The organism is Sulfurimonas sp. HSL3-1, assembly GCF_039645995.1.
In the GTDB taxonomy this organism is placed as follows: Bacteria; Campylobacterota; Campylobacteria; order Campylobacterales; family Sulfurimonadaceae; genus Thiomicrolovo; species Thiomicrolovo diazotrophicus.
Window position 1 is genome coordinate 332919 of the sequence record NZ_CP147920.1, and the last position, 25358, is coordinate 358276.

Here is a 25358-nt window from a genome sequence, read left to right on the forward strand (position 1 = left end):
GCTCGATACGCTAATGACTGTTTTTGACTTGACAGCAGAAACAGATACTTGCATCCTTCACTTAGCACTTAGCACTTAGCACTTAGCACTTAGCACTAATAAAACACAGCAGATGTATATCCCACGACGTTGCTCGTATCCTTGGTCGCCCAGCTGCTGGTGCGGTAGTCGAGGAGCTTGACGTTGAGGTCGTCGTTCTGCGCGGCGATCAGCACACCCTCGACCCCGATGGCACCGCAGGCTTCGCATCCCGAATGCATCATGGAGGGTTCGCGTTTGTCGATGGCGTTCAGGCAGATATTGTCGAGCCTGTTTGCCTCCTCCTCCGTATAGAAGTGGCTCAGGTCCGTACTGATGACGACGATGTTCTCTTCATCTTTGAGCAGATCGGTAATGATGGCGCCGAGGGTTTTCGGGTCGAAGGCGCCGTAGACCATCTCCACGACCTCAAGTTGTGGGGCATAATGCTTGATAAAAGGCATCTGAACCTCCGTCGAGTGTTCCATGTGCATCGCCGGCTCGAACGCCAGCCTGTAGGTCTCCTTCAGACGTTCGGCATACGCCTTGTCGATGGTCAGCGCCCCCAGCGGGGTGGCGAACTCGTCGAAGAGGGAGACGCTCATCCCGTGAAAGGCGACACGGTGCGAAGGGCCGATGACGATGGCGCGTTTGGCGCTGCTGTGACGCAGCTGTTCAAAGGCAAGGTGTGCGGTGAAGCCGGAGTACATGTACCCCGCATGGGGAACGATCAGCGCCCGCGGCGTTTCGGGGACGTCAACGTTCCCCATCTCTTCGAACGCTTTGAAAAAGCGCTCGATCTCGGAAGCCTGGGCCGGGTAGAAGGAGCCGGCATGTGCGGTGGTGCGTGCGCTCATAGCACACCTCCTGTTTGAAGCGGGGCATCCTCGAAATGCTCCGCCTGGTAGGTGAAGATCTCGGGATGGTGGTTGAGGACGTCCGTCCCCAGGCCGGCCTTGAGGCCGAGGTGGGCAAAGAAGGCATCGAAATCGGGCAGCTCCTCCCAGACCTGCGGCAGGAAGGTGGCGCTGCGGCCCCCCAGCTGCAGAATGACCCCGTCGACGTTCGGGCGGATCTTGCGGCGCAGGTCGGCAGCATCGTCATAGGGGAGGTTCTCCGGGACACTCAGGAGCGACACCTCGACACTGCAGCGGCGGTATTCGCGGTCGGTCAGCGACGCAAAGCGGGGGTCGCTGAAGGCCGCCGATTTGGCGTTGGCGATGACATCTTCGTAGAGCGAGGTGTGCGGGATGATGGAACCGATGCAGCCGCGCAATGTCTTGCCCCCGATTTTGAGGGTGACGAAGGTGGCGCGGGGTTCGTCCAGTTCCGGGAATTGTGCCACCAGTTCGGCTTTGTTAAACGGGAAAGGTTCGCCGAACGCCGATGTAATCGCTGCGCGTGCGAGCTGCAGCAGGAGGGTCTGAAGCGTCATAGCCGTCTCCTTCATGCCATATCAGACGATTATAGCACAAAACAATGTTACGATAGGTAGCAGACTAGCCGTGCAGCTCCTCCGCCGGCATCCGGACGATATGGAGCAGTTTGATGGCGATCATGACGACGATGACTTCAAAGAGCGACGCGAGGATCAGCGCGTAGTAGTGGAGCTTGTCAATGCTGTTGTTGGTGTAGGCGAGGGTCGTGATGGCGATGAGGAGCGTCAGGGGCATGGCGTGACTGAGGCCGATGCGCAGAGCGTCGCGCCACCCCATCGCCGGCGCGAAGATCTGCGCCGCGATCAGGCGGATCGCGATCATCAGGAAGGTAACCATCAGGGCTTTGGCGATGAGCCCCTCCATCATCAGCGCATTAAGGTCGAATGTCGTGCCGATATAGATGAAAAAGAGGGGAACAAGAAAGCCGAAACCGAAACTGCCGAGTTTCTCCGGAAGCTCATGCTTATGCTCGAAAAAGGTGGGGATGAACATCCCGGCGATGAAGGCGGCAAAGGCCAGTTCGAGGTCGAGGTAGAGCATGATGGCGACCAGCAGGAAAAGGATGCCGATGGAGAGGCGTACATCCTGTTCTCGGTTGTCCACGTGGGGCATCAGCATCGTGGCGACTTCGGGATACCACCAAAAAAAGAGCTGCAGCAGCTTGAACAGCAGCATGATAATCACGATAAAGAGGATGAGCGAACCGATGGTCTTGAACAGTCCGATGCCGTCGCCGTACTCGAGCGCGGCGGAGGAGACGGTCAGGATGGCGATGGAGACGACCTCGCCGATCCCGCCGGCGAGCATGGCGAGTCCCAGCCATTCGGCTTTGCCGTACTCCTTGTTGAGCGCGGCGACGAGGCCGACAGAGATGAGCGGCAGCAGGACCATGAAGATGCGGCCGAGATCAAAGTACCATACGGCGATGCCGGAGAGGGCATAGAGGGCCGTTAGGTAGAGGGTGATGCGCCGCAGCACGGTGCGGTCCAGACGCCAGAAGGTGCGCAGATTGATCTCCATCCCGGCGAGGAACATGAGGAACAAAAAACCTACTTCTGCAATGAATTCGAAAAAGTGGCTGCCGTGCAGCAGTCCGACGAAACCGAAAAAGGCGCCGAGGATGATCTCGATCGGCGTCGTGGGGATCTTGAAGAGTTTGGCAAGAAAGGGGGAGAAGATGATGATCAGCGCCAGGGTGATAATGAGCGTGATATCATGATCCATAGGTTACTCCCCTACACGGTCCGCGACGGCAAGACCGAGATCGCGCAGCATCTCGAGGTCGGCATTGCGGTCGCGACCTTCGGTCGTGAGGTAGTTCCCGACGACGATGGAGTTGGCGCCGGCGGCAAAAATCTCGTGCTGCCGTTCCCCGAACATCAGTTCCCGTCCGCCCGCGACCATGATGCGCTCTGCATTGGGCAGCATCTGCCGCGTCAGCGTAATAAGCTCCAGGGCTTCGTCCGTGCTGAGGGGGTTGGGGCGCAGGGGCAGGGCCGGATTATGGTGGTAAAAGTTGATGGGGACGGAGACCGGGTTCAGTTTCTGCAGGGAGGTGAGCATACTGATGCGGTCCTCCTGGTTCTCGCCCAGGCCGAAGATACCGCCGGAGATCAGCTTGAGACCGACGGCATTGACGTTTTCGCAGGTCTCGAACCGTTCGTCCCAGGGGTGGGTGGTGCAGATCTGCGGGTAGAACTCGCGGGAGGTTTCGAGGTTGTGGTTGTAGGCTTTGATGCCGGATCGCTTGAGAGTTTCGAGCTGGGAAACGGAGGCGGTACCGTTACAGGCGATCAGTCGCAGCCCCGGGACCTCCGCGTTGACGGCCTCGGCGACTTCGCAGACGAAATCGAGGGTACGTTCGTCAAGCCCCTTGTGCGCCGTGACCAGGCAGAAGCCCAGGGCGCCGGAGGCTTTGGCTGCGCGGGCCTCTTCGATGATGTCTGTGACGGGCTTTTGCTTGTAGCGGGCGATATCGGCCTTATAGCGTACACTCTGCGAGCAGAACTTGCAGTCTTCGCTGCAGGTGCCGCTGTTGATGTTGCTGATAGCGCACAGAAAAACCTTCTCGGTCATGCCGATTCCCTCTCGAAACTGAAGTGTCTGGCGTGGAAAGTCTCCTCTTCCAGCGGCCGGCTGTACTGGGTGACGCCAAACGTGTCATCCGTGATCTCAAGCATAGCACATTCCGAGACCGGTTTGGAGCGCGCGCATGCTTCGCCGGGGTTAAGGTAGAGCGTCCCGTTTTTGAAATCGCACTCGAAAGTATGGGTATGACCGAAGAGCACGATCTGGGCGTCGGGTGCCATATAAAACGGTAGGTGCATCAGTTTGAATTTCGTCTTTGCCAGTTTGAAGTAGTGGGGCTCCTGTACCAGGCTGTAGCGGTTATGGACCGCCGCGAGATGGGGGTCGTTGTTACCGTAGACGGCAACGTAGCGTTTGCCGCAGGTTTTGAGCTGCTGGAGCATCTCCTCTTTGACGATGTCGCCGCAGTGGATCAGGAACTCGGCTCCTTCGGCCAGCAGATGGTCGATCACCTGCCGGGAGTATTCCACTTTTTTATGGGTATCGGAGAGCAGCCCGATTTTCACGCCTCTTCCTCGATCGGGGTGCGGTGTTTGCACTTGACGCACTCATAGACCTCTTTGCCGCGGTAGGTGCGGCGTGCGAGGACGCCGTCGCATCCCTCCTGGTCGCACTTCTTGTCCGTCGGCTCGAATTTCGAGATGAACTTGCACTTGGGGTAGTTTTCGCATCCCCAGAAGGCGCCGCGGCGCGACTGGCGGAAGAGCAGCTTGCCCCCGCAGTCCGGACAGGGGACTGCCGCCTCTTTCGGGGCTTCGAGGGGACGGGTGTTCTTGCATTTCGGGTAGGCGCTGCAGGCCAGGAACTTCCCGTTGCGGCCGCTTTTGATGACCATAGGGCTGCCGCACTTGTCGCACACCTCGTCGGTCGTTTCTGGTTCGGCGGCTGGTTTCGCCTCGTCCCCCTCTTCGGCGACCTGTTCGGTGTATTTGCACTTGGGGAAGCCGCTGCAGGCGATGAACTTGCCGTAGCGGCCCGAGCGCATCAGCAGCTCTGAACCGCATTCGGGACAGTTGCGGCCGATCGGTTCGGCCATCTTGAGACTCTTGATCTCTTTTTTCCCTTTGGTGATCTCCTCCATAAAGGGAAAGTAGAAGTCGATAAGGACACTCTGCCAGTCGTGGTGTTCGTCGGCAATCTTGTCGAGGATCTCCTCCATGTTGGCGGTGAAGTTCGCATCGACAATCTCCGGGAAGTGCTTCTCGAGCAGTTCGGTGACGGTAAAGGCGACTTCCGTCGGGACAATCTGGCGTTTTTCGATGTTGATGTAGCTGCGGGCCTGCAGTGTTGAGATCGTCGGCGCATAGGTAGACGGACGGCCGATCCCTTCGGCTTCGAGCTTCTTGATCAGGCTCGCCTCGGAGTAGCGCGACGGCGGCTCGGTAAAGTGCTGGGTCGGCGCGATCGACTCGAGGGCGATGCTCTGCCCCTCTTCGAGGGTCGGGAGCAGTTTGTCCTTGTCGTCGGTGCCGAGGACTTTATAAAAACCGTCAAAGAGGAGTTTGCGGCCCGTCGCACGGTACTCGGCGCTTTCGCTTTTGAAGGTGATAGACTGCTGTTCGAACACGGCGTCGGTCATCTGGCAGGCAAGGAAGCGGGTATAGATGAGGCGGTAGAGCTTCAACTCGTCGGGTTTGAGGTACTGCGCGGCGACCTGCGGCGTGAAATCGAGCATCGTCGGGCGGATCGCCTCGTGGGCTTCCTGGGCACCCTTGGCCTTCTTGCCGTAGGCTTTGGGGCTCTTGGGCAGGTACTTCTCCCCGTAGGTGTTTACGATGGTGTCGCGGGCCGCTTCGACGGCCTCTTTGGCCATATTGAGGGAGTCCGTACGCATGTAGGTGATGACCCCGGAGGTGCCGGTGGGCGTCTTGACCCCTTCATAGAGAGTCTGGGCCAGCATCATCGTCTTTTTCGGAGAGAAGCCGAGCTTGCTCGACGCCGTCTGCTGCAGGGTCGAGGTCATAAACGGCGGCGGCGTGGAGGTCTTGCGCTGCTTGGTCTCGATCGCATTGACGCTGAACGCTTCGCCGCGGATGCGCTCGGTCATCGCCTCGGCCATTGCCTGGTTCTTGATAGCGAGCTTGTCGAGTTTTTCACCCTCGTAGCTGTAGAGGTTCGCGTCGATGCCCGGAGCAAAGACGGTATCGATGGTCCAGTACTCTTCGGGCGTGAAGGCCTTGATCTCCCGTTCGCGGTCGACGATGATCTTGAGCGTCGAGGACTGGACGCGGCCGCCGGAGAGCCCTTTTTGGATCTTGGAGCTCAGCAGCGGAGAGAGCTTGTAGCCGACGATGCGGTCGAGCAGACGGCGGGTCTGCTGGGCGTTGACGCGGTCCATGTCGATCTCCCGGGCCGTCTCCAGCGCGTGGGCGATGGCGGTTTTGGTGATCTCGTGGAAGACGATGCGCGGCAGGGACGTCGGATCTTTTTTGATCGCATGGGCAATGTGCCATCCGATCGCTTCTCCTTCGCGGTCCTCATCGGTCGCGATATAGATTTCATCCGCTTTTTTTGCCAGTTCCTGGATCTGTTTGACGGTGGGCGCATTCTCCTTGGAAACGCTGTATTCGGGAGTAAGCGTACGTGCTTCCTCGTCGACTTTGATGCCGAAACGGCTTTTGGGGAGGTCGCGGATATGCCCCTTGGAAGCGATGACTTCGTACCCTTTTCCGAGGAAGTTCTTGATGGTTCTTGCCTTGGCCGGGGACTCTACGATAATCAGTTTCAATGAGTTTCCTATATATATAGTATTGGCGATTTGAGTTCGCAAGTGTAGCGAAAAAAGTTTTAACGCTGCGAAGCCGGATGGCGAGATTAAGGCAGAGGCAAGTTTGCCGCTCGCCCGAAAGCGGCGCAGGGCTTTGAGGGGCACGGTTCTGTATAATAGTCCGACATCAAGAGAGAGGAAACGATGGAAACGACAGAAAACCGCCTTATGGATGAGGCCCGACACGAACCGGTGAAGAATGTATTTCGTCTCGGGTGGGAGTTTATCATTGTAAACCGCACCCTGGCCCTGATGACGGTGGCGGCTTTTGTGCTGCTGACGCTGTTGGAGCTGGTCCCGATCGTCGGTCTGGCAGCCTCGGTGGCCGTAGGGGTTTTCGCCCAGTCGGTGCAGATCTATGTCGGGCGGGCTTTCGCGGAGGCGGCCTCCATCGACGCCTTCCTTTCCGAGGCCCGCCTGACGACGCTCAGCACCTTTTTGACCCGCTACCAGGCACCGGCTTTCGGAGCATGGCTCGGGTGGTTTGTCATCAGCATGGGCGCTTTCATCATCTGGATGACCCTGGCACTCTCTGCGGGGTTTGATCCCATGATGCTGGAAGAGACCATAGCGGATGAGGCCCAGCTGATGGCATTGATGGAGGCGATGGGACTGAGCCTGCTGCCGGTGCTGCTCATCGGGTTGCTGATCATTTATGTCTATCCCATCGCCCAGGGACGGGTCATTCTCTCCGACACCTTCGGCGACGCTTTCAAGGCGGTCTTTTCCGTCTTTCTACCCTCGGTTTGGAAAGCAGCGGCAGAAGGGGAGTATTTCCGTTTTCTCTTCGTGTTCGGATTGGCACTTTTGGGAATAGGTATGCTCGTGGGAATCGCGATGATGCTTCTGTTCCTTATCCCCCTTTTCGGCCCGATCCTGTTTGCACTGCTGACGGCCGGACTCTTTTATGTGATGTTCCTGGTGATGGCGATTGCGAGTGTTTTGGCACGTTCGATGGTCGAAGCGTTTTAGAAGCTGCAGCCCCGGTAGGCGTACTTCTCCGTCGCTTCTTGCACGGCCGCGGCGACCTGCCTGATTTCGTCAGTAGTGAGCCTGTGGTGGCAGGGGAGCTGCAGCAGGGCCTTGTAGAAATCCTCCGTCACCGGTAAACGGACCCCCTCATCTTTGAACGCCGTCGTTTTGTAAAGCGGTTTGCAGCAGACGGTCGCTTCAATACCTTTCCCTCTTATGCTGCTATAAATATCCTCTTTCGGACAGTAGAGCTGCGGGGTCAGCAGGATGGGGTAGCTTTCAGGGGCGTCATCGGGGGCGCGCTTCATGCAGTCAAAGAGGGTACTGGAGTGCAGCTGTTCGTCCAGCAGCGCACTGTTCTCGCGGCGGCGCTCGCAGGCGGTTTCCAGGTGCCGCAGCTGTTCCAGCGCGACGGCGGCGGCGAGAAGGTCCAGCGTGCAGTCGGCCCCCCGGAGGGGAAGGTCGTAGTTCCAGAGACTGCCAGGCTGCCGGCCCCCCCGGCGAAAAAGGCGGGCACTTTGCGCGATTACATCGTCGTCGGTGAGCAGAAAGCCGGTAGAGCTGACGCCCTCAGGCATGAGGGGCGCGAGTGACCAGACGGCGGAGCCGGAGGGCTTCATCGGGAGCAGGGAACCGGTAGCGTCCTCGAGCAGTGTCAGTGCGGCCGGAACCTCCGGAGCGATCGAACGGATGCCCCCGAAATGCGCGAAGAGCACGGCGTCTGTTTCCGTACCGATCGCCTTTTCGACGGCGGCGGCCATCAGGACGCCGTTAAGACCGATGTCGGCGTAGCGCGTGCGGACACCGCTGCGGCGGAGCGCGCTGGAGCGGTGGGACGGGGCCATGGCGTCGGTGATGATCGTCGCTTCTTTGAGGGGAGCGAGGAGCGCTTCCAGTGCGGAGGAGGGGGTGTCGAACGCAATGGCGTGGGCGCAGCCGTGGTAAGCCGCGACGGCCGCTTCCAGCCGGGCGGGCGCATCAGGGTCGAGTGCGAAGGTCCGCGCCGCAAGGGCGTCACGTTCCCTGACCCGGGCCGAGAAGGGGATGGGGGCTGATGTGACGCCGGGGGCGCTCATGGTCTCGGCGACTCCATGGCATCATCGAGATCGGCGTAGCGGGTCTCGTCTTTGGGTTCGGGCTCCGCTTCGATCACGAAGTGGCTGTGGTGCACTCCTCTCTGCGGCGTCACCGAACGCGAAGAGCGTTTGCGAAGCAGGTAGCGTTCGGTGCGGTAGCCGCCGAAAAAGAGCGCCCCGAGCAGTGCCAGGACGAAACTTCCGATCGCCCAGGTCTTCATATAGGCGCTCCACTCCCCCTGCCAGACGGTTTCGATCAGCAGCAGGATGTCAAGTTCCCCCGTGACCAGCACCAGCAGCACGAGAAAAAAGACATAGGGGGCACCGAGCAAGACAATAAAAAGCAAAAAAGGGTTGACATAAACGGGGTTGTCCGACATGCGCGACCGTTCCAACTCCATTGCCGTCATTTGCGCTCCTTAATGCTGTAAATATATAATCATATCATAGCTGCCGTTGTCCAAACGCTTTTGAGGATGCGGGGAAAGTGGCGACAGGTCATGCGCTATTCTTAAGCAGTTTCTAATATATGAGGGGCTATAATTTCGGCCTCTTAACTGATGGTCCCATAGCTCAGTTGGTAGAGCACCACCTTGACATGGTGGTGGTCACAGGTTCAAGTCCTGTTGGGGCCACCATTCTTCCAAACAATATTAAATCCCGCTCCTTATCCGATCCTTTAACTAGTTTCCATAGGAAAATTCGCTAGAATCACGCCAATATTTTCGGACGTCTTCGGGTGTCCCGTGACAAAATGAATGTTAGGAACAGAGACTGATGGATGCTATTGCACTCAAACACAACGACGATATCATTGATTTGCAAACCGCCGAGGCCCTCGGAATCAGCGGGGAAGCGATCGTACTGGATAACTCGGATGACGCCCTGGAAGTACTACGCCACTCCACGGCACACCTGATGGCCCAGGCGATCAATTCGCTCTACACCAATGCCAAGTTTTTCGTTGGTCCCGTCGTCAAAGACGGATTCTATTACGACTTCAAAGTCGACGAAGAGATCGGCGAAGCGGACCTGAAGAATATCGAGAAAGAGATGCTCAGACTGGCGAAGAAGAAGTATGACATTGAACGCTATGAGATCTCGATGGAAGAGGCGAAACACAAATTCGGCAACGACGAGCTGAAACTCGATGTCCTGAAGCGTATCCCGGAGACAAAAGTTTCCGTCTACAAACAGGGCGATTTCGAGGACCTCTGCCGGGGTCCGCACCTGCCGAGCGTGCGCCATATCCGTCACTTCAAACTGACGAAGATCGCCGGGGCCTACCGCGGCGGCGACAGCAAGAACGAGATGCTGACCCGTATCTACGGCGTCGCCTTCGCGGACAAAGAGACCCTCAAAGCCTACCTTGACCGCATGGCGGAGGCGGAAAAACGCGACCACCGCAAGATCGGCAACGAGATGAAACTCTTTACCTTCCGCGAAGAGGTCGGCGCGGGCTTCCCGATCTGGCTTCCGGCCGGGGGACGCCTGCGTTCGCGCCTGGAGGGACTGCTCTTCAAGGCGCACCGCAAGCGCGGTTACGAGCCGGTCCGCGGACCGGAGATGCTGCGTTCGGATCTCTGGAAGACCTCCGGGCACTACCAGAACTACGGCGAGAACATGTATTTCACAAATATCGACGAGATCGAGTTCGGCGTCAAGCCGATGAACTGCGTCGGCCACATCAAGGCCTATGAACACGACTTGCACTCCTACCGCGACCTGCCGCTGAAGTACTTTGAATATGGCGTCGTCCACCGCCACGAGATGACGGGGGCGCTCCACGGGCTCTTCCGTGTCCGGGAGTTCACGCAGGATGATGCGCACATCTTCTGTACGGCGGAGCAGATCGAGGAACAGATCATCGAGATCGTCGATTTCATCGACAAGATCATGAAGACCTTCGGCTTTGAGTACCAGATGATGATCTCAACCAAGCCGGAGAAGGCCGTCGGCGACGACGCGATCTGGGAAACGGCGACCAACGCGCTGAAGACGGCGATGGACCGTAACAGCCTTACCTACGGGATCGACGAGGGGGGCGGGGCCTTCTACGGGCCGAAGATCGACATCAAAATCACCGATGCGATCGGCCGGGAGTGGCAGTGCGGAACGGTCCAGCTCGACTTCAACCTGCCGGAGCGTTTCGAGCTCGAATACACGGGCGAAGGCAACGCCAAGGTGCAGCCGGTGATGATCCACCGTGCGATTTTAGGTTCATTTGAGCGATTTATTGGTATATTGACAGAGCATTACGCCGGGGAATTCCCGATGTTCGTCGCGCCGACGCAGGTCGCGATCATTCCGATCGCCGAAACGCATAACGCTTATGCGAAGGAGCTGTCGGACAAATTGATGGACATCGGAGCCGATTCGGAGATCTTCGACAAGAACGAAAGTCTGAACAAACGGGTCCGTACGGCGGAAAAAGGACGGGTGCCTATGATCATCGTTATCGGTGACGACGAGGTAGCCAACAAGAAAGTGGCGGTACGCGACCGCCGCGAACGGACACAGTACGATCTCTCCGAAGCGGAGTTCATCGCGCTGATCCAGAAGAAAATTAATGAGGTACATTTTTGAGTAAAAAACAAGACCGCGTCATCATGAACGATGACATCCGAGCTCACGAGGTACGCTGTGTCGTAGACGGCGGAGAAGCACTGGGTATCGTCCCGACAGATGTCGCGATGGACAAAGCAAACGAGCTCGGACTTGATCTTGTTCTGATCTCCCCGACGGCAAAACCGCCGGTCGCGAAGATCATGGATTACGGCAAATTCAAGTACCAAGAAGAGAAGAAGAAAAAAGAGGCGAAGAAGAAGCAGGTTAAGATCGAGGTCAAGGAGATCAAACTCTCCGTCAAGATCGCCGAGAACGACGTTGGCTACAAGGTCAAACACGCCCGCGAGTTCCTCGAAGAGGGCAAGCACGTCAAATTCCGCGTCTTTCTGCGCGGTCGCGAAATGGCCCACCCCGAAGCGGCGAAGGATGTCCTGCTCAAAGTATGGCCGATGGTCGAGGATATCGGCGTCATGGACAAAGAGCCGCGCCTGGAAGGGCGCTACTACAATATGCTCGTCCTGCCGAAAAAAGACGACAAGAAGAAATAATCCTTCCCTTGCTGCCGGCATCCGCCGGCATCTTCCAGACACGCTATTCCAATTTAACGTTTTTTACGCTATAATCGCGTCCTCATTTTATACCTGCAGGTGTAAATGTCGAGATTACAGAAAGGATGCACGATGCCAAAGATGAAATCGGTCAAGGGCGCTGTCAAGCGTTTCAAGGTCAAAAAAAGCGGCAAAGTCAAACGCGGTACAGCGTTTCGCAGCCACATCCTGACAAAACAGGATGCCGGTACACGCCGTAAGCAGAACACGCCGAAGTATCTGACAAACACAGATGCCAAAGCCGTCAAAGAAATGATCGCGTAAGCGGTCCAACAGCTAACTCTCCAGCTCAGGCTGGGCAAGTCCGCACAGCGGCACCCGGAACAGTGAAACAGATGAACGGGTAAAGAAAGGAAAAGAATATGCCAAGAGTAAAAACGGGTGTCGTCAGACGCCGTCGTCACAAAAAAGTACTGAAACTTGCACGCGGTTTCTACAGCGGTCGCCGCAAACACTTCCGCAAAGCGAAAGAGCAGCTCGAGCGCAGCCTCGTCTATGCTTACCGTGACCGCAAGCAGAAGAAACGCGATTTCCGCAAACTGTGGATCGTTCGTATCAATGCGGCATGCCGCCTTAACGATATGAACTACTCTACGTTCATGAACGGTCTGAAAAAAGCAGGCATCGAGCTTGACCGTAAAATTCTTGCCGACATGGCGATGAACGACGCAGCGGCTTTCTCTGCCGTCGTCGCACAGGCCAAAGCGGCGCTGTAATCTTCCGGGGCTGCGGCCCCGATTCTCTTTTTTCCCTTTTAGATAATCTTCTGTACAATTGATGATTCTTCTTTCGAGGAGCTTCCATGACCCATGCACTCCATTCCCCTTTGACAACCCATCTCATCAACCGGCTGCGTGACGGGACAACTGACGCAGAAGAGTTTCGCCGGCTGGTAAAACAGCTGACGCTGCTGCTGGTGGATGCGGCACTGGGGGAGGATGATCTGAAGCCCGTGCCGCTTCGAACCTGGCAGGGAGAGAACACGTATGCTCTGGCGGATGAATCGGAGATCGTTTTCGTGACAATCCTGCGCGCGGGGCTGCCGATGCTCGATGCCGTCATGGATCTTTTCCCAAAGGCCTCGGTCGGTTTCCTGGCGATGAAACGGGATGAGACGACGCATGAAGCGAAGCTCTATTACGACCGCGTGCCCGAATGCCGCGGCAGGCATGTCGTGATCGTCGATCCGATGGTCGCGACGGGCGGTTCACTTAATGATGCCGTGACGCTGCTGCGCCAAAAGGAGCCCGCACGGATCACGTCGCTGCATATCATCGCTTCCCCCGAAGGGGTGGAGAAGGTCACGGCTACACATCCGGAGCTGGCCCTCTTCATTGCGCAGATCGACAGAGGCCTGAGTGCGGACAAATTCATTCTTCCGGGCCTGGGCGACGCCGGCGACCGGGCCTTTAATACGCTCTAGATATAGTCGCAGAATTTAACAATCCCCTCAGACGTTCTCCTATAGTATAGGATTATGTTATATCGGATTCAGGGTGTTACGTGAAACTGGGAACAGTGTTGGGATGTGCCTTCCCCCTGATGCTTATGGCTTCCGGGACAGGCAGCGATGATCTGGCGGCTTTGCTGGAAGAAGCGAACCGCGGGGTTGCATCGGCGGGGTTGAACCTCGACTACACCACCTCTGTCGTCTCGGTTCTCGAACATGATCAACTGTTCCGACTCGGGCTGAACACGCTCTTCGAGGCTCTTTCGATCATGCCCGGCGTTGAGACGAGTATCAGCCAGTTCGGGGTGAAAAAAGTGATCGTGCGGGGGCTTGACAATCCCAATACCTTTACCTTCGACAAAACGCGCCTGGTCCTCGACGGCGTTCCCATTGAAACCGCTTTTCTGTCGAACACCGCCACCTTCTTGGAGCTGCCGGTGGGAATCATCGAGCGGATCGAAGTGCTTCGTGGACCGGCATCCGCCTATTTCGGCAGCGGGGCTTTCAACGGGGTGATCAGCGTGACGACGCGCCACAGTGAAGCGGACGGCAGCGGCCTCTTTTTCGGTGGGGGGAGTTATGCCTACCGTATGGGCGGCGGACGTATCTTCGCGCCACTGGGGGCGGAGACGTCGCTGCAGGCGGATGTCTACCTGCAGCGTTCGGACAAATTTCTCTATGCCGGTGACGACTTTGTACCGGACTATATCTATGATCCTGGGACGGGGGCCGTCCCGTTTCTTCGCGCCTCCGAAAGCAATGAGCGTCTGAACGATTACAGTGTCGGGATGAGCTTACAGCACCGGGGATGGAGCCTGAAGAGCCGACTGAAAAGCAGAGAAAGCGGGAACTATTACGGGTGGAACGAACGTCTGGAGCTTGACACCGATCCCCGCAATATCGAGCGCTACTTTTTTGCCGAAGGGGGGTACGAAGCGCCGGTGGGCAGTGCCACGACGCTGCATACGACGCTCGCATACAGTTACTACGATCTTGATGTCGAGGCACAGGATTATTATCACGACTCTGCGGCGGGGGTGTGGATCCCCTACCGCTTCAGCGTGAACGAAAGCGAGGACAGGTTCCGGGTCGAAAGCCGTCTGAAGAGCAGGGCCGTAGAGGGGAACGCCATCGAAGCCGGTGTACTGTGGCAGCGCATCGCGGAGCGCAGCAACGAGATCAGCGATACGCTTACCCCCTACGGTGACCGTCCTCTCGTTGAAGAGGGGTTGCGGCGCGACAACCTTGCCCTCTACCTGCGTGATGACTGGGACGTCAGCAGGAAGTTCGGCCTGCTGCTCGCCGCACGGGGGGACTATTATGCCAAGGAGAAACGCTTCTACCCGAGCCTGCAGGTCGGCGCCCTCTATACACCGGATGACCGCTGGCAGTTCAAGCTCAATTACGGCCATGCGTTCCGTGTCCCCTCCTGGGTGGAGCAGTACTCGGTGGATTACGGTCCCGGCGACGGCACCCGTGCCGGGAATCCGTCGCTCACCGCGGAGACGACGGAGACCTTCGAAGCGATCGCCATCTTTAAACAGGACACCGGTCAACGTCTGCAGCTCAACAGCTATTATGCGCTGCAACGCGATGTCCTCGATATTGATGACAAACCGGCCGAAGGCGGCTACAGGAACTGGCCGTCGCGCACCTCTGCTGGGTTTGAAATGGCATACGATGCGATGTTGCTGGCCCAGGACCATTTGAACCTGAGCCTCTCGTATACCCATACGACCTACCAGACGGCCGGGAGCGGGATCGAACAGCTGATGCCGACGGCGGCGCTCTGGATGACGAAGGGGTATTACGTCCACTACATGACGCCGCTCTTTTCGCTCTCCCTTTTGGCCAAATACATCGGAGAACGTCCCTATAACCGCGAGTTTGAGGCACGGGCAGGGTCGTCGAACCTTTCGCCCTACCTGACGCTGGATACGACGCTGGCCTATGTCAGCCCGGCGCACTGGAGCCTGATGATCAGTATGAAAAACCTCACCGATGCCGATGTGCATTATCCCAGCTACTACTCCCGCCACCCCGGGGGGCTTCCCCGGGAAGGCAGAAACTTTCTGATCACGGCAGAGTACCGGTTTTGAAACGGGTAGGCATCTTTGTATTGTTGCTGCCGCTGGCCCTGGCGGCATACCAGTATGAACCGGTGCTGCTCGAGACCCAGGCGAAGTTGGTACCGCGTTTTTTGAGGATGAGTACGGGGGTGACGAATAACGTGGAAGGCCGCCTGGCGATCTGCGTCGTGTACGACGAGGGAGAAGGAGAGGTGGCCGATGCCTTCGCCAGCATGGTCCGCACCGCCTATCCCGACGGGTGGAAAGGCGAGCGGATCTGGATCGTCAAGAGCCGGTACGGAAGTCTGGAGCAACGCTGTGCGCGCAGCGAACTCCTTTTCCTGCTCAACGCGGAAGAACCCAACATCCGTCGTGCCGTCTCGTTTGCGACCGCGAAGCGCAAATTGACGGTCTCCTATGAGAACCGCTACCTTGAAGATGGGGTACTCATCTCGCTGCACGTGGGTCGGAGCGTGCGTCCCTACCTCAACCTGTCGCAGGCGAAGGAGGCGGGGATACACTTCAGCAGCGGGCTCAAACGCATCTCCAAACTCCTGGAGCCGCCGAGGGGGAAACGATGAAAGCGTCGATCAGCGTTCGTGTCCGCATCCTCGGCACGGTAGTCGTCTTTGCCCTGGTACTCTTCTTGCTGGTGCAGTACCAGTACGAAGTCAAGCTCAAAGTCATTCTCAACGCCGCCGAACAGAGTAAGTACGAGACCGTCGCCGACACGGTACTTCCCGTCCTGGCGGTGAACACGGCATTTGAGCTGCGGGAGGAGAACCGGCAGTATATGATGGAGCTGGTTGAGCAGAATCCGGACCTGGTGCGTATTGTTCTTCGGACGGAGCAGGCGGGAACGATCGACGCGCAGGTGCGGCAACCGCCGGAAGGTCCCGAGATCCGTCTGCAAAAAGTGCTACCGGACCCGCAGGGCGGAAGCGCACTGGGCGAGGTGACATTCGTCTTTGCCAGCCGGGTGCTGCAGATGACGGAGCATGAACACCGGACGTTTATCGTCAGTTTTGTGTTGGTCGCAGGAGCGCTTTTGATGCTGCTGATCGTCATTTTGCATTTTGCGATACGGCCGCTCTATGTACTGCTGGAGTGGATCCAGAATTTCGATCCCAAAACCGACGATATGAGTACGATGCCCGAGGCGTGTTGTGAAGAGGTGCGGATGATCGAGGAGTCGATGCAGCAGATGTTTGAACGTATCCGCCACTACACATCCGAGCTCGATGAACTCAACCGGCACCTGGATGAAAAGGTGCGGGAGCGCACGGACGAATTGAGCTGGACCAATACGCAGCTTCAGGAGGAGATCCGCATCCGCAAGGCGGCGGAGGCAGCCCTCAAATCGGCGAACGAGCGCTTGAAGGCCCTGAGCCGCCTGGATGTCCTGACCGGCATCGCGAACCGGCGTTCGTTTCAGGAGCACCTGACGGAGCACTGGTCGATCTGCGTACGCGAACATCTCCCGCTTTCGCTCATTATTTGCGACATTGACAATTTCAAACGGGTCAACGACACTTACGGGCACCCTGCCGGCGATGTCGTGATCCATACGATTGCCGAAATCCTCGGCAGCGAGATCAAGCGCGCGTCGGATCTGGTGGCGCGTTACGGCGGCGAAGAGTTTGCCATCATCCTTTTCAATACGGGGCATGAAGATGCCTTGGCCCTGGTCAAACGCCTGCAGGAGAAAGTGTGGAATATGTCAGAACTGCCTTCCCCGGCGGAAGCGGTGCGCGGCGTCAGCCTCAGTTTCGGCTACTGTTCGCTGGTGCCGGGGCCTGCGGACAGCATTTCCAAATGTATTTCCGCGGCGGACGAGGCGCTTTACAGGGCGAAGAAATCAGGACGGAACCGCATCGTGTACGGCGGGCGCGATCCGGCCTAGCCTACTCCGTCACGTGGTGTTTGGAGAGTTTCCGGATCACCGTATCGACCTGGGCACTGCTCATGGCATGGTGAGGCTTGATGACGTTGCTGATATAGGCGATTTCCGTTACGGTGACGCCGTAGGGATCTTTCTTGACGGAGTGGGGACGGCCGTTGCGCTCGGTGATCAGCTCCAGGTTCTTGCGGCTGTGGGAGAGAAAAAAGTTGAGGATATAGCCGCCGGTGTGCTCTTTTTCGACCGCGATGTAGGCCCGGGCATCGTTCGGGTTGGCGATGCCGGGGAAGCGCTCTTTGAAGGCGTCGGGCTCCATATAGCCGATATACATTTTGACGAAAAGGTCGTGGTAGCGCTGCACGGTGTTGGAAAAGAGGAACTGGGTATTGATCACTCCGTTCTTGATCCGCGTCTTGTTCAGTACCCACCCCAGGGTGTTGTAGTAGCGGAACGGGTGGATTTTAAGATCTTCCGTTCCGACGATCTGCGATCCGCTGATGCGTTTGAAGGGCTTGCGGCGCGGCCGTTTCTCCTGCTTCAGCCATTCGAATACGCTCGCGGCGCTGTAGGGTTTGGTGACCCATGCCGTCGCATAATCGGGCAGGGTGCTGAGCCCCGTCACCCCTTCGTTGAGGACCAGGAGGGCCTTGATGTCGTAGTGGGGGAAGAGGGTCTGCAGCAGCGCCCGTTTTTTCCGCATGCGCTTGCGCAGGTTCGTTACCGAGCCCACCAGGGTCATCTCGACGAAGTAGAGCTCTTTCTCCGTAAAGAACATCGCGTCGAATTCGCCGATCTCGTTGCGCTTGATCCGGTAGACGATCTGTCCCTTCCAGTTGACGGAGAGGGCGTTCGGCTGGGCCTTCGTACGTTGTTTGTGGGGCCCTTTGACGATGAATTTCTTGATGAATTTGTGCTGTTTGGCGTAGCGCAGCAGCATCTCGTAGGCGTAGTTTTCGAAGACTTCCCCTTCGAAGGAGCGGTACGCGCTCATGAAGGCGTCGCTGTCGGGACCGAGCCCCTTTTTGACGAGGGAGAGCAGGTGCTTGACGTGGTAGTCGTAGTAGAGAAGGTTATCGCCCAGTTCGCTGTCATCGAGGTTGGCGATGGCTTTGCTGATTTTGGGCAATACGACTCCTTTTCCGGGGCACCGTCGGTTTTTGGGGACATTATAGAGAAAGTCGGCTGTGAGTTCGCGAAAGCCATAAGGAGTTTAACTTCAAAGGGTATAATGGAAGTATGAAGAAACGACATACCTTGATCATGGCAGCAGCGGCGCTTTTTGCCTTGCTGGGCGGATGCGGACCGGTCGAAGATGTGCAGACGCAGGATAACAATACCATCGACCTGCCGACGACGCCGGCAAACAACTGCCCGGCGGGTTCCTACTCCGAAAACGCATTCGGATGCTACGGCGATAGCGTCCTCTTCCCGAGCGCGACGGGGGAGACGGTAGCCGAGGACGTGTGGAGCATCTACTCCCAGAGCAACACGGACCGCACCGACGGCATCGTCTTTTATGACCGTTACCAGTACGGATACAGCTTTCAGCCGGACGGGTTCGGTTTTCAGCAAAACAGGTCCGACGGCTACAACAGCTACTGGGAGTGGGGTGTCGCCGCGACCGGGAACCCGCTCTCCGTCGGCAATTACGACGGGGTGACTCACCAGTACACCTCTACGGGACAGGGGTATCAGGGGCAGCCGAACTGCTACGAGGTGACCGACAACGGCCAGACCCTGAAGCTCTGCCATGAAACGCTGCAGAACCAGGATGCCAATGTGTCGACGTCGGGCTACTATTACGGCCCGACGGTCAAGTTCGGGAACCTGCTCAACTACAACTTCGTGGTTGTAGGGACATGGACGATTTCGGGCTATTCGGGCAACACGGCGCCCTCAGAGACGCTTTATTTCAGCGAAAACGGGACCATATCGACCGGCAGCGGCGGCGAGTGGGGCGTCAGTGCGGACGGTAAAATCATGGAGATCGCAGGGATCCGCTATCTCGTCTTTCAATACCTCGAGGGCGCCGACGCGAACTGCATCGCGACCATCGAACTCTCCGGCGGCACCGCTACCTCGACACTTTGGAAGATGTGTAAACTGTAGCAGACTTCTTCTTCCCGGCCGGCGGCCGGTTCTTTCCGTTTTCATTCCCGCGCCGAACGGCATTAATTTGCTCTTGTTTCCTCATTCGAAATAGATTATGATTGCTACATATAGTCTCGGAGGAATACGATGAAGTATGATGACGATGATGCTTCGGCCGGCAGGGAGAACGCTGCTCCCTATGATGACGACGATGATGCGGTACCGCGGAAAAGGAGACCCGCAAAAGAGGAGTCCGATGAGGCGCTTCCCAATGAAAAAAGAGGGTATACGGACCGGGAACGCGATATGATCGAGGCGTGGCTGAAGACGCATAAACCGACGCGGGATGCTTCGGAAGACGAAGAGGAGTAAATTCTCTGAAGGCCAATGCCGTTGCAGGGATGCCGAAGGGTGTCAAATGCTTCTATAGTGATGATGTGTTCAAAGCGGATGAAATAAAGAGGTGATGGATATGGCAGACAGGAAGGGATTCGAACCCTCGAAGCTGTTACACTTACACGCGTTCCAGGCGTGCGCCTTCAACCGCTCGGCCACCTGTCTACATTTTTTGAAGACCCGCATTATACCCGATCAATCCTCAATTTAGTTTTAAACGAAGCGGCTAGGCAGAGGTATCGGCTCCGAAGTCGCTATAATTCCATTTATTAAAAGGTCGAAAAGACCTGAATAGCGGAGAGAGACGTGTTGGAATACGATATTATCGTCGTCGGCGGCGGGCATGCGGGCATCGAAGCCTCCCTCGCGGCGGCACGGATGGGCAAGAAGACCCTGCTGGTCTCCATGCTGGCCGAACAGGTAGGGGCGACGTCATGCAACCCGGCCGTCGGCGGACTGGCAAAGGGGCATTTGGTCAGAGAACTCGACGCCCTCGGCGGCGAAATGGGACTGCTCACCGACGAGGCGGGGATCCAGTACCGCATCCTCAATGCCGCCAAAGGTCCCGCCGTGCGCGGCAGCCGGGCGCAGATCGATATGGACAAGTACCGCATCGCCGCGCGCAACGTCATTTTGAACACCCCGAACCTCGACCTGCTGCAGGAGACCGTCGAAGGGCTGCTTTATGAAGAGCAGACGGTAACGGGGGTACGTACGAACCTGCTCAACGAGTACCGCGCCAAACGTGTCATTCTCACGACGGGGACCTTTCTCAAAGGGGTCGTGCATATCGGCGAGGTCAAACAGACCGCCGGCCGCTTCGGGGAGTTCTCGGCGGAGAATCTCTCCGATTCGCTCCGCGCTCTCGGCCTCAAGGTCGGTCGCCTCAAAACGGGGACCTGCCCCCGCGTCGACTCCAAGACGATCGATTTCTCGGTGATGGAGCAGCAGCCCGGCGACGAACTGCCGAGCCCCTTCAGTTTCCGCACCGACCGCGAGACGTTCGCCGAAACGAAGCAGCAGCTCCCCTGTTACATCGCCTACACGAATGAGGATACGCACGGCATCATCGAAGGCAACTTCCACCGCGCCCCGCTCTTCACCGGCCAGATCGAGGGTATAGGCCCCCGCTACTGCCCCAGCATCGAGGATAAGATCAATCGTTTCCGGGACAAAGATCGTCACCACCTTTTTATCGAGCCGCAGACCGAGGAGAACACCGAGTGCTACATCAACGGGATGAGCACGTCGCTTCCGCCGGATGTGCAGCAGGCGATGGTCCACTCCGTGCGCGGCATGGAGAACGCGAAGATCGTCCGCTACGGCTACGCCATCGAGTACGATTACGTTGACCCGACGGAGCTGAAGCACTCCCTGGAGACGAAAAAGGTGCACCACCTTTTCCTCGCCGGGCAGATCAACGGCACGACGGGCTACGAAGAAGCGGCGGCCCAGGGGCTGATGGCCGGGATCAACGCTGCGCTCTCCCTGGACGGACGGGAGCCGCTGGTGCTGGGCCGCGACGAAGCTTACATCGGCGTTCTGATCGACGACTTGGTCACCAAGGGGACCAAAGAGCCCTACCGCATGTTCACCTCCCGCGCCGAGTACCGCCTGCTGCTGCGCGAAGAGACGGCGGACATCCGCCTGGGCAAATACGGCCACGATGCGGGACTCATCGACGATGCTACCTTTGAGAAGTTCGAGGCGAAACGGCTGCAGATCGAAGAGGGAGCAGCGCTCATCAACGCGACGGAATATACTCCGAACAAAGAGTTCCTTGCCTTTCTCGAGAGTATCGGCGAAGAGCGCGTGACCGACAAGATCAGCGCGCAGCAGCTTATCGCCCGCAAGAGCTTCACCCGTGAGAAGATGCTGAAACTTCTGCCGGAACTCTCCAAGTACGATCCGTATATCCAGGAGCAGATCATGATCGACGCGAAGTACGCCCGCTACGTCGAGAAGCAGCTTGACGAGATCGAGAAGATGAAGAAGAACATCAGCATCAAGATCCCGGAAGGGTTCGATTTCGCTTCCGTCAAAGGGCTCTCCAACGAGATCGTCGAAAAGCTCAAGACCTTCAACCCGCCGACCCTGCAGGCGGCCTCGCAGATCAGCGGGGTGACGCCGGCAGCGATCGAGATCCTGCACATCTATATCAAAATGGCGCAGAAAAAGGCGGCAGGATGAGACTCTTTTACTATGTGCATACCGGGCACCGCATCGGCCTGGACCGTTTCCGCCGCGCCGCGACGATCATCCGCGCGCTGGGCGACGTCGACATCACCCTGCTGAGCTCCGATTTCCGCATCGCCTCGATGGCCCGCGAACACGGCATCAAGCGTGCCGTCGGTGTTGACGTCGTGCGCAACATCCCCCAGATCGCAAACAACGGGGACAAGATCATCTTTGACTCCGCCGAGATCAATCCGGTGATGCTCGATGACATGACCCGCTACTTCTCGACCTTTATCCGCATCAGCGACGATCCCAACGAACAGAAGCATCCCGATGAACTTCTTATCTCCCCCTATCTCGAAGGCGAAGGGGTTTTCAAGGGGGTCGCGGTGGACGACGCCTGGTTCGAAGAAAAGCCCAAAACGATCAAGCGGGCTTTCTTCTTCGGCGACGATGATTATGAAGAGGACCTTGCGGCGAACGCTGCAACCTTCGCGGGGCTGGAGCTGGAGCTGCTGGAAGGGTTCTACTGGTTCTACGGCTACGGCGAGAAACTCAAGGGCAGTTTCACGGCGCTGCATGACGAAGAGGCGTACGATGCCGTGATCGCCGGTAGCGAATGTCTGGTAACGTCCTCGCCGCAGGCAGTACTGGAGCATCTGGCCGCCGGCGGCAAACCGATCTACCTGCAGCGGGAAGACTACCCGACCGATTTCATTCCGCTTTTTGAATCACTCACCATTCCCGTTATTCATGGTTTTAATAAGTCTGCATTATCCGAAGCATTAAATAAAATGCAATCACATACCTATCACGCATGCCCCAAAAATAGCGAAAAACTGGCAACCTTTCTTAAACAAAATCTAGATTTATATTGACTTAATCCTATTTTATATAAGATAGAGCGAAATATTTTATAAGAGAGGACATAACTATGGAGCAAAGCCGTAGGGGTTTTATGGGTAAAGTCTTCGGTGCGGTGGCCGGTGTCGGCGCCGTCGGAGCACTTTATGCCATGAAAAAATCGTGGGACCCGCTTCCGAGCGTCAAAGCCGCGGGTTTTACGACAATCGATCTGAGCGCAGCTGAACCGAATAAGCTGATGGTCGAAAAATGGCGCGGAAAGCCGATCTTCGTACTGAAAAAGACACCGGAGATGGTCGCCAAGCAAAGCGCGGAGCAGACGGCACGCGATATCGTCGTGAACGGGGATAGCTTCCTTATCTGTATCGGGCTGTGTACGCACCTGGGATGTATCCCGGCTTACCGCGAAGCGAAACTGGACTTCAAATGTGCCTGCCACGGGGGTGAGTTCGACAGCAGCGGTATCGAGACGAAAGCTCCGCCGCCGAGTCCGATGGTGATCCCGCCCTTTAACGTGAAGGGCAACACGGTCGTACTGGGTGAAGAGGGCGAAGCGTATCGCAAAATGAAAGAAGCCGGCGTGCTGGCATAAGTGAGGGGGAGAAATGGCACATTTTACCAAAGCAACCAGCGTTCATGACTGGTTGAACCAGCGCCTGGCGATCGATACGCTGCAGCGCGTACTCTCAAAAGAGTATTGGATTCCGAAAAACATCAATTTTCTTTGGGCAATGGGGATGGTTCTGGCGTTTACGTTCGGCATCCTTCTCGTTTCAGGGATTTTCCTGCTGATGTACTATCAGCCAAACGTCGACACAGCCTTTGACAGTGTCAACTATACGATCATGCGCGAAGTGGATTTCGGCTGGCTCTGGCGCCACGTACATGCCGTTGCGGCCTCCGTCGTCTTTTTGATCATCTATATCCACATGCTGACGGGGATCTACTACGGTTCGTACAAAAAAGGCCGCGAGATGATCTGGATCTCCGGTATGCTCCTGTTCGTGGCGTTCTCCGCCGAAGCGTTCAGCGGTTACATGCTGCCGTGGGGCCAGATGAGCTACTGGGCGGGGATGGTTATTACCAACCTCTTCAGCCTCGGTTCGCTGGAGTTCAACGGGCTTGTTGAGTGGATCCGCGGTGACTACGTCCCGGGTCAGGCCTTCCTGGACCGCTTCTTTATGCTGCACGTCCTGCTGATCCCGCTGGCGATCCTGGGGGTCATCGGTCTGCACTTCGGTGCCCTGCGCATCCCGCACGTCAATAACCAGGACGGCGAAGAGTTCGATTTCGAGGAAGAAGCGGCCAAATACAAAGCCGGCAACAAGAAAGAGTCCAAGGTCATCGCCTTCGCGAACGACTTCCTTTCCAAGGATATGTTCGTCGTGAGCATCTACCTGATCTTCTTCTTCTACCTGGTCTTCTGGCACTTCGGTTTCGCGATGGACCCGATCAACTTCGACCCGGCTGACGGATTGAAGACGCCGCCGCACATCTATCCGGAGTGGTACTTCCTCTGGAGCTATGAGATCCTGCGTCCGTTCCCGAAAGATCCGGGCCTCGTCGCCTTCGGCTTTGCACAGGTGATCTTCTTCCTGCTGCCGTGGTTCGACCGCAGTCCGAACGCCGTGCCGGCAAGCCGCCGCGGCCTCTTCTTCTTCTGGTTCTGGGCAATGGTTATCGACCTGATCGTCCTGACCGCGATGGGCAAGCTGCCGCCGGTCGGCGTCTACAGCCTTATCGGTAAAGTAGCGGCATATGCATTTATCGCCCTGTGGGTGATCCTGCCGTTCATCACAAGAAATGAAAAACGGGTATAAGGAGAAGTAGATGAAAGAATTTAAAATTTTAGCTGTTGTCATCTTCTTTACCCTGGTGACTTACTGGTTGGTCGAACCTTTTGCCCATTCGCAGATGCATGCGCATGTTGAGAGCGAAGGGTTCTCCTATGATGATCTTCCGCCGCTTGAGAAAACGGGCGATGCGACCCGCGGCCAGGAGCTGGTCATGGGTGCAGGCGGCTGTATCGGCTGTCACAGCATTGAAGCCGCGGGCTTCCCGGCGGCAATGTCACCGGTCGACAATAGTGCGGCTTACGGCGTCAACCCGCCGGACCTGAGCAACGCGGGCGGTATTTACGCTGCCAAGTTCCTCGCGGCGCTGATCAAGAACCCGACGCAGGCGCTGATGGTCGAGCACAAGTTCACGCCTGAGAGCGGCAAGATGCACCCGATGGTCGCCTTCTACGGTGCCGGCGGGGACATCGACCAGGAGGTCGCCGATATGGTCGCCTACCTGCAGTCCATCGCGCCGAAACCGGACCAGATTACGCCGAAGCAGGCATTCGATACGGCCTGCGGCCGCTGTCACGCCGTCAAGTACGAGAAGTGGACGCAGATCGGCGAGAAACCGGTCTTCAGGAAAAAGCGCGACGAGCTGGTCTTCCTGACACAGGTCGAGGATTACAACGCGAACCTGATGGGCTACATGGGTAAACTCCCGCCGGATCTCTCCATGTACATCCGTTCCCGCGGCGAACACTACATCTCGACCTTTATCGAGAACCCGCAGAACCTGCTCCACGGCACGGCGATGCCGCGGGTCGGTGTGAGCAAAGACGGGGCGGAGAAGGTGATCGAGTACCTCGTAGAGGCGGGCGATCCGAAGCATGCCGAACGCGACAGCGTCGGTATCAAGGTGATGATCTTCCTGCTCGTCTTCGCGGCGGCATCCTATCTCTGGAAAAAAGAGATCTGGAAAGATCTGCACTAACTCGGGGCCCGCGGCCCTGCCGCACCCGGTTACTTAACCCATCTCAACCCTTTCCAATCAACTTCCCGCTATAATTTCACTTTTCTAATGGATAGGATACCT

Annotated in this window: 25 protein-coding genes and 2 tRNA genes; 17 read left to right on the forward strand and 10 right to left on the reverse strand. The window is 57.3% G+C overall.

Translation table 11 applies throughout. The features are described 5' to 3' along the window. Positions 1-95: 95 nt before the first annotated feature. The 6 genes from amrB to topA all read right to left on the reverse strand — a co-directional run bounded on the left by amrB (position 96) and on the right by topA (position 6273). Positions 96-875 carry an AmmeMemoRadiSam system protein B gene (gene amrB / locus WCY31_RS01750; RefSeq protein ID WP_345972917.1) on the reverse strand — a complete coding sequence of 260 codons (780 nt, stop codon included), beginning with the start codon at positions 873-875 and terminating at the stop codon, positions 96-98. Next, entirely contained in the window at positions 872-1453 is a 582-nt protein-coding gene (gene amrA, locus WCY31_RS01755) for an AmmeMemoRadiSam system protein A (RefSeq protein WP_345972918.1), read from the reverse strand. Before amrA ends, amrB begins: the two co-directional genes overlap by 4 nt. Before the next feature lie 64 nt (positions 1454-1517). Further along, positions 1518-2681: a cation:proton antiporter gene (locus tag WCY31_RS01760; RefSeq protein WP_345970526.1), complete on the reverse strand. Its 1164-nt coding sequence runs from the start codon at positions 2679-2681 to the stop codon at positions 1518-1520. Between the two features lie 3 nt (positions 2682-2684). Further along, a complete protein-coding gene (locus WCY31_RS01765; RefSeq protein WP_345970527.1) occupies positions 2685-3533 on the reverse strand; it encodes a biotin synthase in 849 nt (282 codons plus the stop codon). Beyond that, a complete protein-coding gene (locus tag WCY31_RS01770) occupies positions 3530-4051 on the reverse strand; it encodes a YfcE family phosphodiesterase (RefSeq protein WP_345972919.1) in 522 nt (173 codons plus the stop codon). The genes WCY31_RS01765 and WCY31_RS01770 overlap by 4 nt, the downstream gene beginning before the upstream one ends. Beyond that, a complete protein-coding gene (topA, locus tag WCY31_RS01775) occupies positions 4048-6273 on the reverse strand; it encodes a type I DNA topoisomerase (RefSeq protein ID WP_345972920.1) in 2226 nt (741 codons plus the stop codon). The genes WCY31_RS01770 and topA overlap by 4 nt, the downstream gene beginning before the upstream one ends. A 183-nt stretch (positions 6274-6456) precedes the next feature. On the opposite strand from topA, the gene WCY31_RS01780 reads away from it, so the two are divergent. After that, complete coding sequence (locus WCY31_RS01780) at positions 6457-7284, forward strand: hypothetical protein (protein WP_345972921.1); 828 nt, start codon at positions 6457-6459, stop codon at positions 7282-7284. Here WCY31_RS01780 and WCY31_RS01785 read toward each other — a convergent pair. Next, positions 7281-8360, reverse strand: a complete 1080-nt coding sequence (locus WCY31_RS01785; protein WP_345972922.1) for a DegT/DnrJ/EryC1/StrS family aminotransferase — start codon at positions 8358-8360, stop codon at positions 7281-7283. The genes WCY31_RS01780 and WCY31_RS01785 overlap by 4 nt on opposite strands. Next, on the reverse strand, positions 8357-8770 hold the full coding sequence (locus tag WCY31_RS01790) for a hypothetical protein (RefSeq protein ID WP_345970532.1): 414 nt from the start codon (positions 8768-8770) through the stop codon (positions 8357-8359). Before WCY31_RS01790 ends, WCY31_RS01785 begins: the two co-directional genes overlap by 4 nt. 152 nt (positions 8771-8922) lie before the next feature. On the opposite strand from WCY31_RS01790, the gene WCY31_RS01795 reads away from it, so the two are divergent. The 9 genes from WCY31_RS01795 (at position 8923) to WCY31_RS01835 (ending at position 16958) form a co-directional block, all read left to right on the forward strand. Next, positions 8923-8998, forward strand: a tRNA-Val gene (locus WCY31_RS01795). Positions 8999-9137: 139 nt separating this feature from the next. Continuing rightward, entirely contained in the window at positions 9138-10946 is a 1809-nt protein-coding gene (gene thrS / locus WCY31_RS01800; RefSeq protein WP_345972923.1) for a threonine--tRNA ligase, read from the forward strand. Further along, a complete protein-coding gene (gene infC, locus WCY31_RS01805; protein ID WP_255707412.1) occupies positions 10943-11476 on the forward strand; it encodes a translation initiation factor IF-3 in 534 nt (177 codons plus the stop codon). The genes thrS and infC overlap by 4 nt, the downstream gene beginning before the upstream one ends. 132 nt (positions 11477-11608) lie before the next feature. Continuing rightward, positions 11609-11800, forward strand: coding sequence for a 50S ribosomal protein L35 (gene rpmI / locus WCY31_RS01810; RefSeq protein WP_231020065.1), 192 nt, complete (start codon positions 11609-11611; stop codon positions 11798-11800). Between the two features lie 98 nt (positions 11801-11898). After that, positions 11899-12252 (forward strand): 50S ribosomal protein L20, encoded by a 354-nt coding sequence (gene rplT / locus WCY31_RS01815; protein ID WP_345970534.1) that lies wholly within the window; start codon positions 11899-11901, stop codon positions 12250-12252. Positions 12253-12338: 86 nt separating this feature from the next. After that, complete coding sequence (gene upp / locus WCY31_RS01820) at positions 12339-12959, forward strand: uracil phosphoribosyltransferase (RefSeq protein WP_345970535.1); 621 nt, start codon at positions 12339-12341, stop codon at positions 12957-12959. An 80-nt stretch (positions 12960-13039) separates the two neighbouring features. After that, positions 13040-15085, forward strand: coding sequence for a TonB-dependent receptor plug domain-containing protein (locus WCY31_RS01825; protein ID WP_345972924.1), 2046 nt, complete (start codon positions 13040-13042; stop codon positions 15083-15085). After that, positions 15082-15636, forward strand: coding sequence for a YfiR/HmsC family protein (locus WCY31_RS01830; RefSeq protein WP_345970537.1), 555 nt, complete (start codon positions 15082-15084; stop codon positions 15634-15636). Before WCY31_RS01825 ends, WCY31_RS01830 begins: the two co-directional genes overlap by 4 nt. Next, on the forward strand, positions 15633-16958 hold the full coding sequence (locus WCY31_RS01835; protein ID WP_345972925.1) for a diguanylate cyclase: 1326 nt from the start codon (positions 15633-15635) through the stop codon (positions 16956-16958). The genes WCY31_RS01830 and WCY31_RS01835 overlap by 4 nt, the downstream gene beginning before the upstream one ends. A 1-nt stretch (position 16959) precedes the next feature. Here the strand turns inward: WCY31_RS01835 and WCY31_RS01840 are convergent, their stop codons facing one another. Next, positions 16960-18081, reverse strand: coding sequence for a hypothetical protein (locus WCY31_RS01840; protein ID WP_345970539.1), 1122 nt, complete (start codon positions 18079-18081; stop codon positions 16960-16962). A gap of 110 nt (positions 18082-18191) precedes the next feature. On the opposite strand from WCY31_RS01840, the gene WCY31_RS01845 reads away from it, so the two are divergent. Further along, positions 18192-19064: a hypothetical protein gene (locus tag WCY31_RS01845; protein ID WP_345970540.1), complete on the forward strand. Its 873-nt coding sequence runs from the start codon at positions 18192-18194 to the stop codon at positions 19062-19064. 129 nt (positions 19065-19193) lie between these two features. Continuing rightward, entirely contained in the window at positions 19194-19418 is a 225-nt protein-coding gene (locus WCY31_RS01850; RefSeq protein ID WP_345970542.1) for a hypothetical protein, read from the forward strand. A gap of 101 nt (positions 19419-19519) precedes the next feature. Here the strand turns inward: WCY31_RS01850 and WCY31_RS01855 are convergent. Continuing rightward, positions 19520-19607 (reverse strand) — tRNA-Ser (locus WCY31_RS01855). A 144-nt stretch (positions 19608-19751) separates the two neighbouring features. Here WCY31_RS01855 and mnmG point away from each other — a divergent pair. The 5 genes from mnmG to WCY31_RS01880 all read left to right on the forward strand — a co-directional run bounded on the left by mnmG (position 19752) and on the right by WCY31_RS01880 (position 25256). Beyond that, positions 19752-21632: a tRNA uridine-5-carboxymethylaminomethyl(34) synthesis enzyme MnmG gene (gene mnmG / locus WCY31_RS01860; protein WP_345972926.1), complete on the forward strand. Its 1881-nt coding sequence runs from the start codon at positions 19752-19754 to the stop codon at positions 21630-21632. Then, complete coding sequence (locus WCY31_RS01865) at positions 21629-22498, forward strand: hypothetical protein (protein WP_345970543.1); 870 nt, start codon at positions 21629-21631, stop codon at positions 22496-22498. Before mnmG ends, WCY31_RS01865 begins: the two co-directional genes overlap by 4 nt. Before the next feature lie 80 nt (positions 22499-22578). Further along, on the forward strand, positions 22579-23076 hold the full coding sequence (gene petA / locus WCY31_RS01870; RefSeq protein ID WP_428837493.1) for a ubiquinol-cytochrome c reductase iron-sulfur subunit: 498 nt from the start codon (positions 22579-22581) through the stop codon (positions 23074-23076). Between the two features lie 13 nt (positions 23077-23089). Beyond that, positions 23090-24304 (forward strand): cytochrome bc complex cytochrome b subunit, encoded by a 1215-nt coding sequence (locus WCY31_RS01875; protein ID WP_345970547.1) that lies wholly within the window; start codon positions 23090-23092, stop codon positions 24302-24304. Between the two features lie 10 nt (positions 24305-24314). After that, positions 24315-25256, forward strand: a complete 942-nt coding sequence (locus WCY31_RS01880; protein ID WP_345972927.1) for a c-type cytochrome — start codon at positions 24315-24317, stop codon at positions 25254-25256. Positions 25257-25358 lie beyond the last annotated feature (102 nt).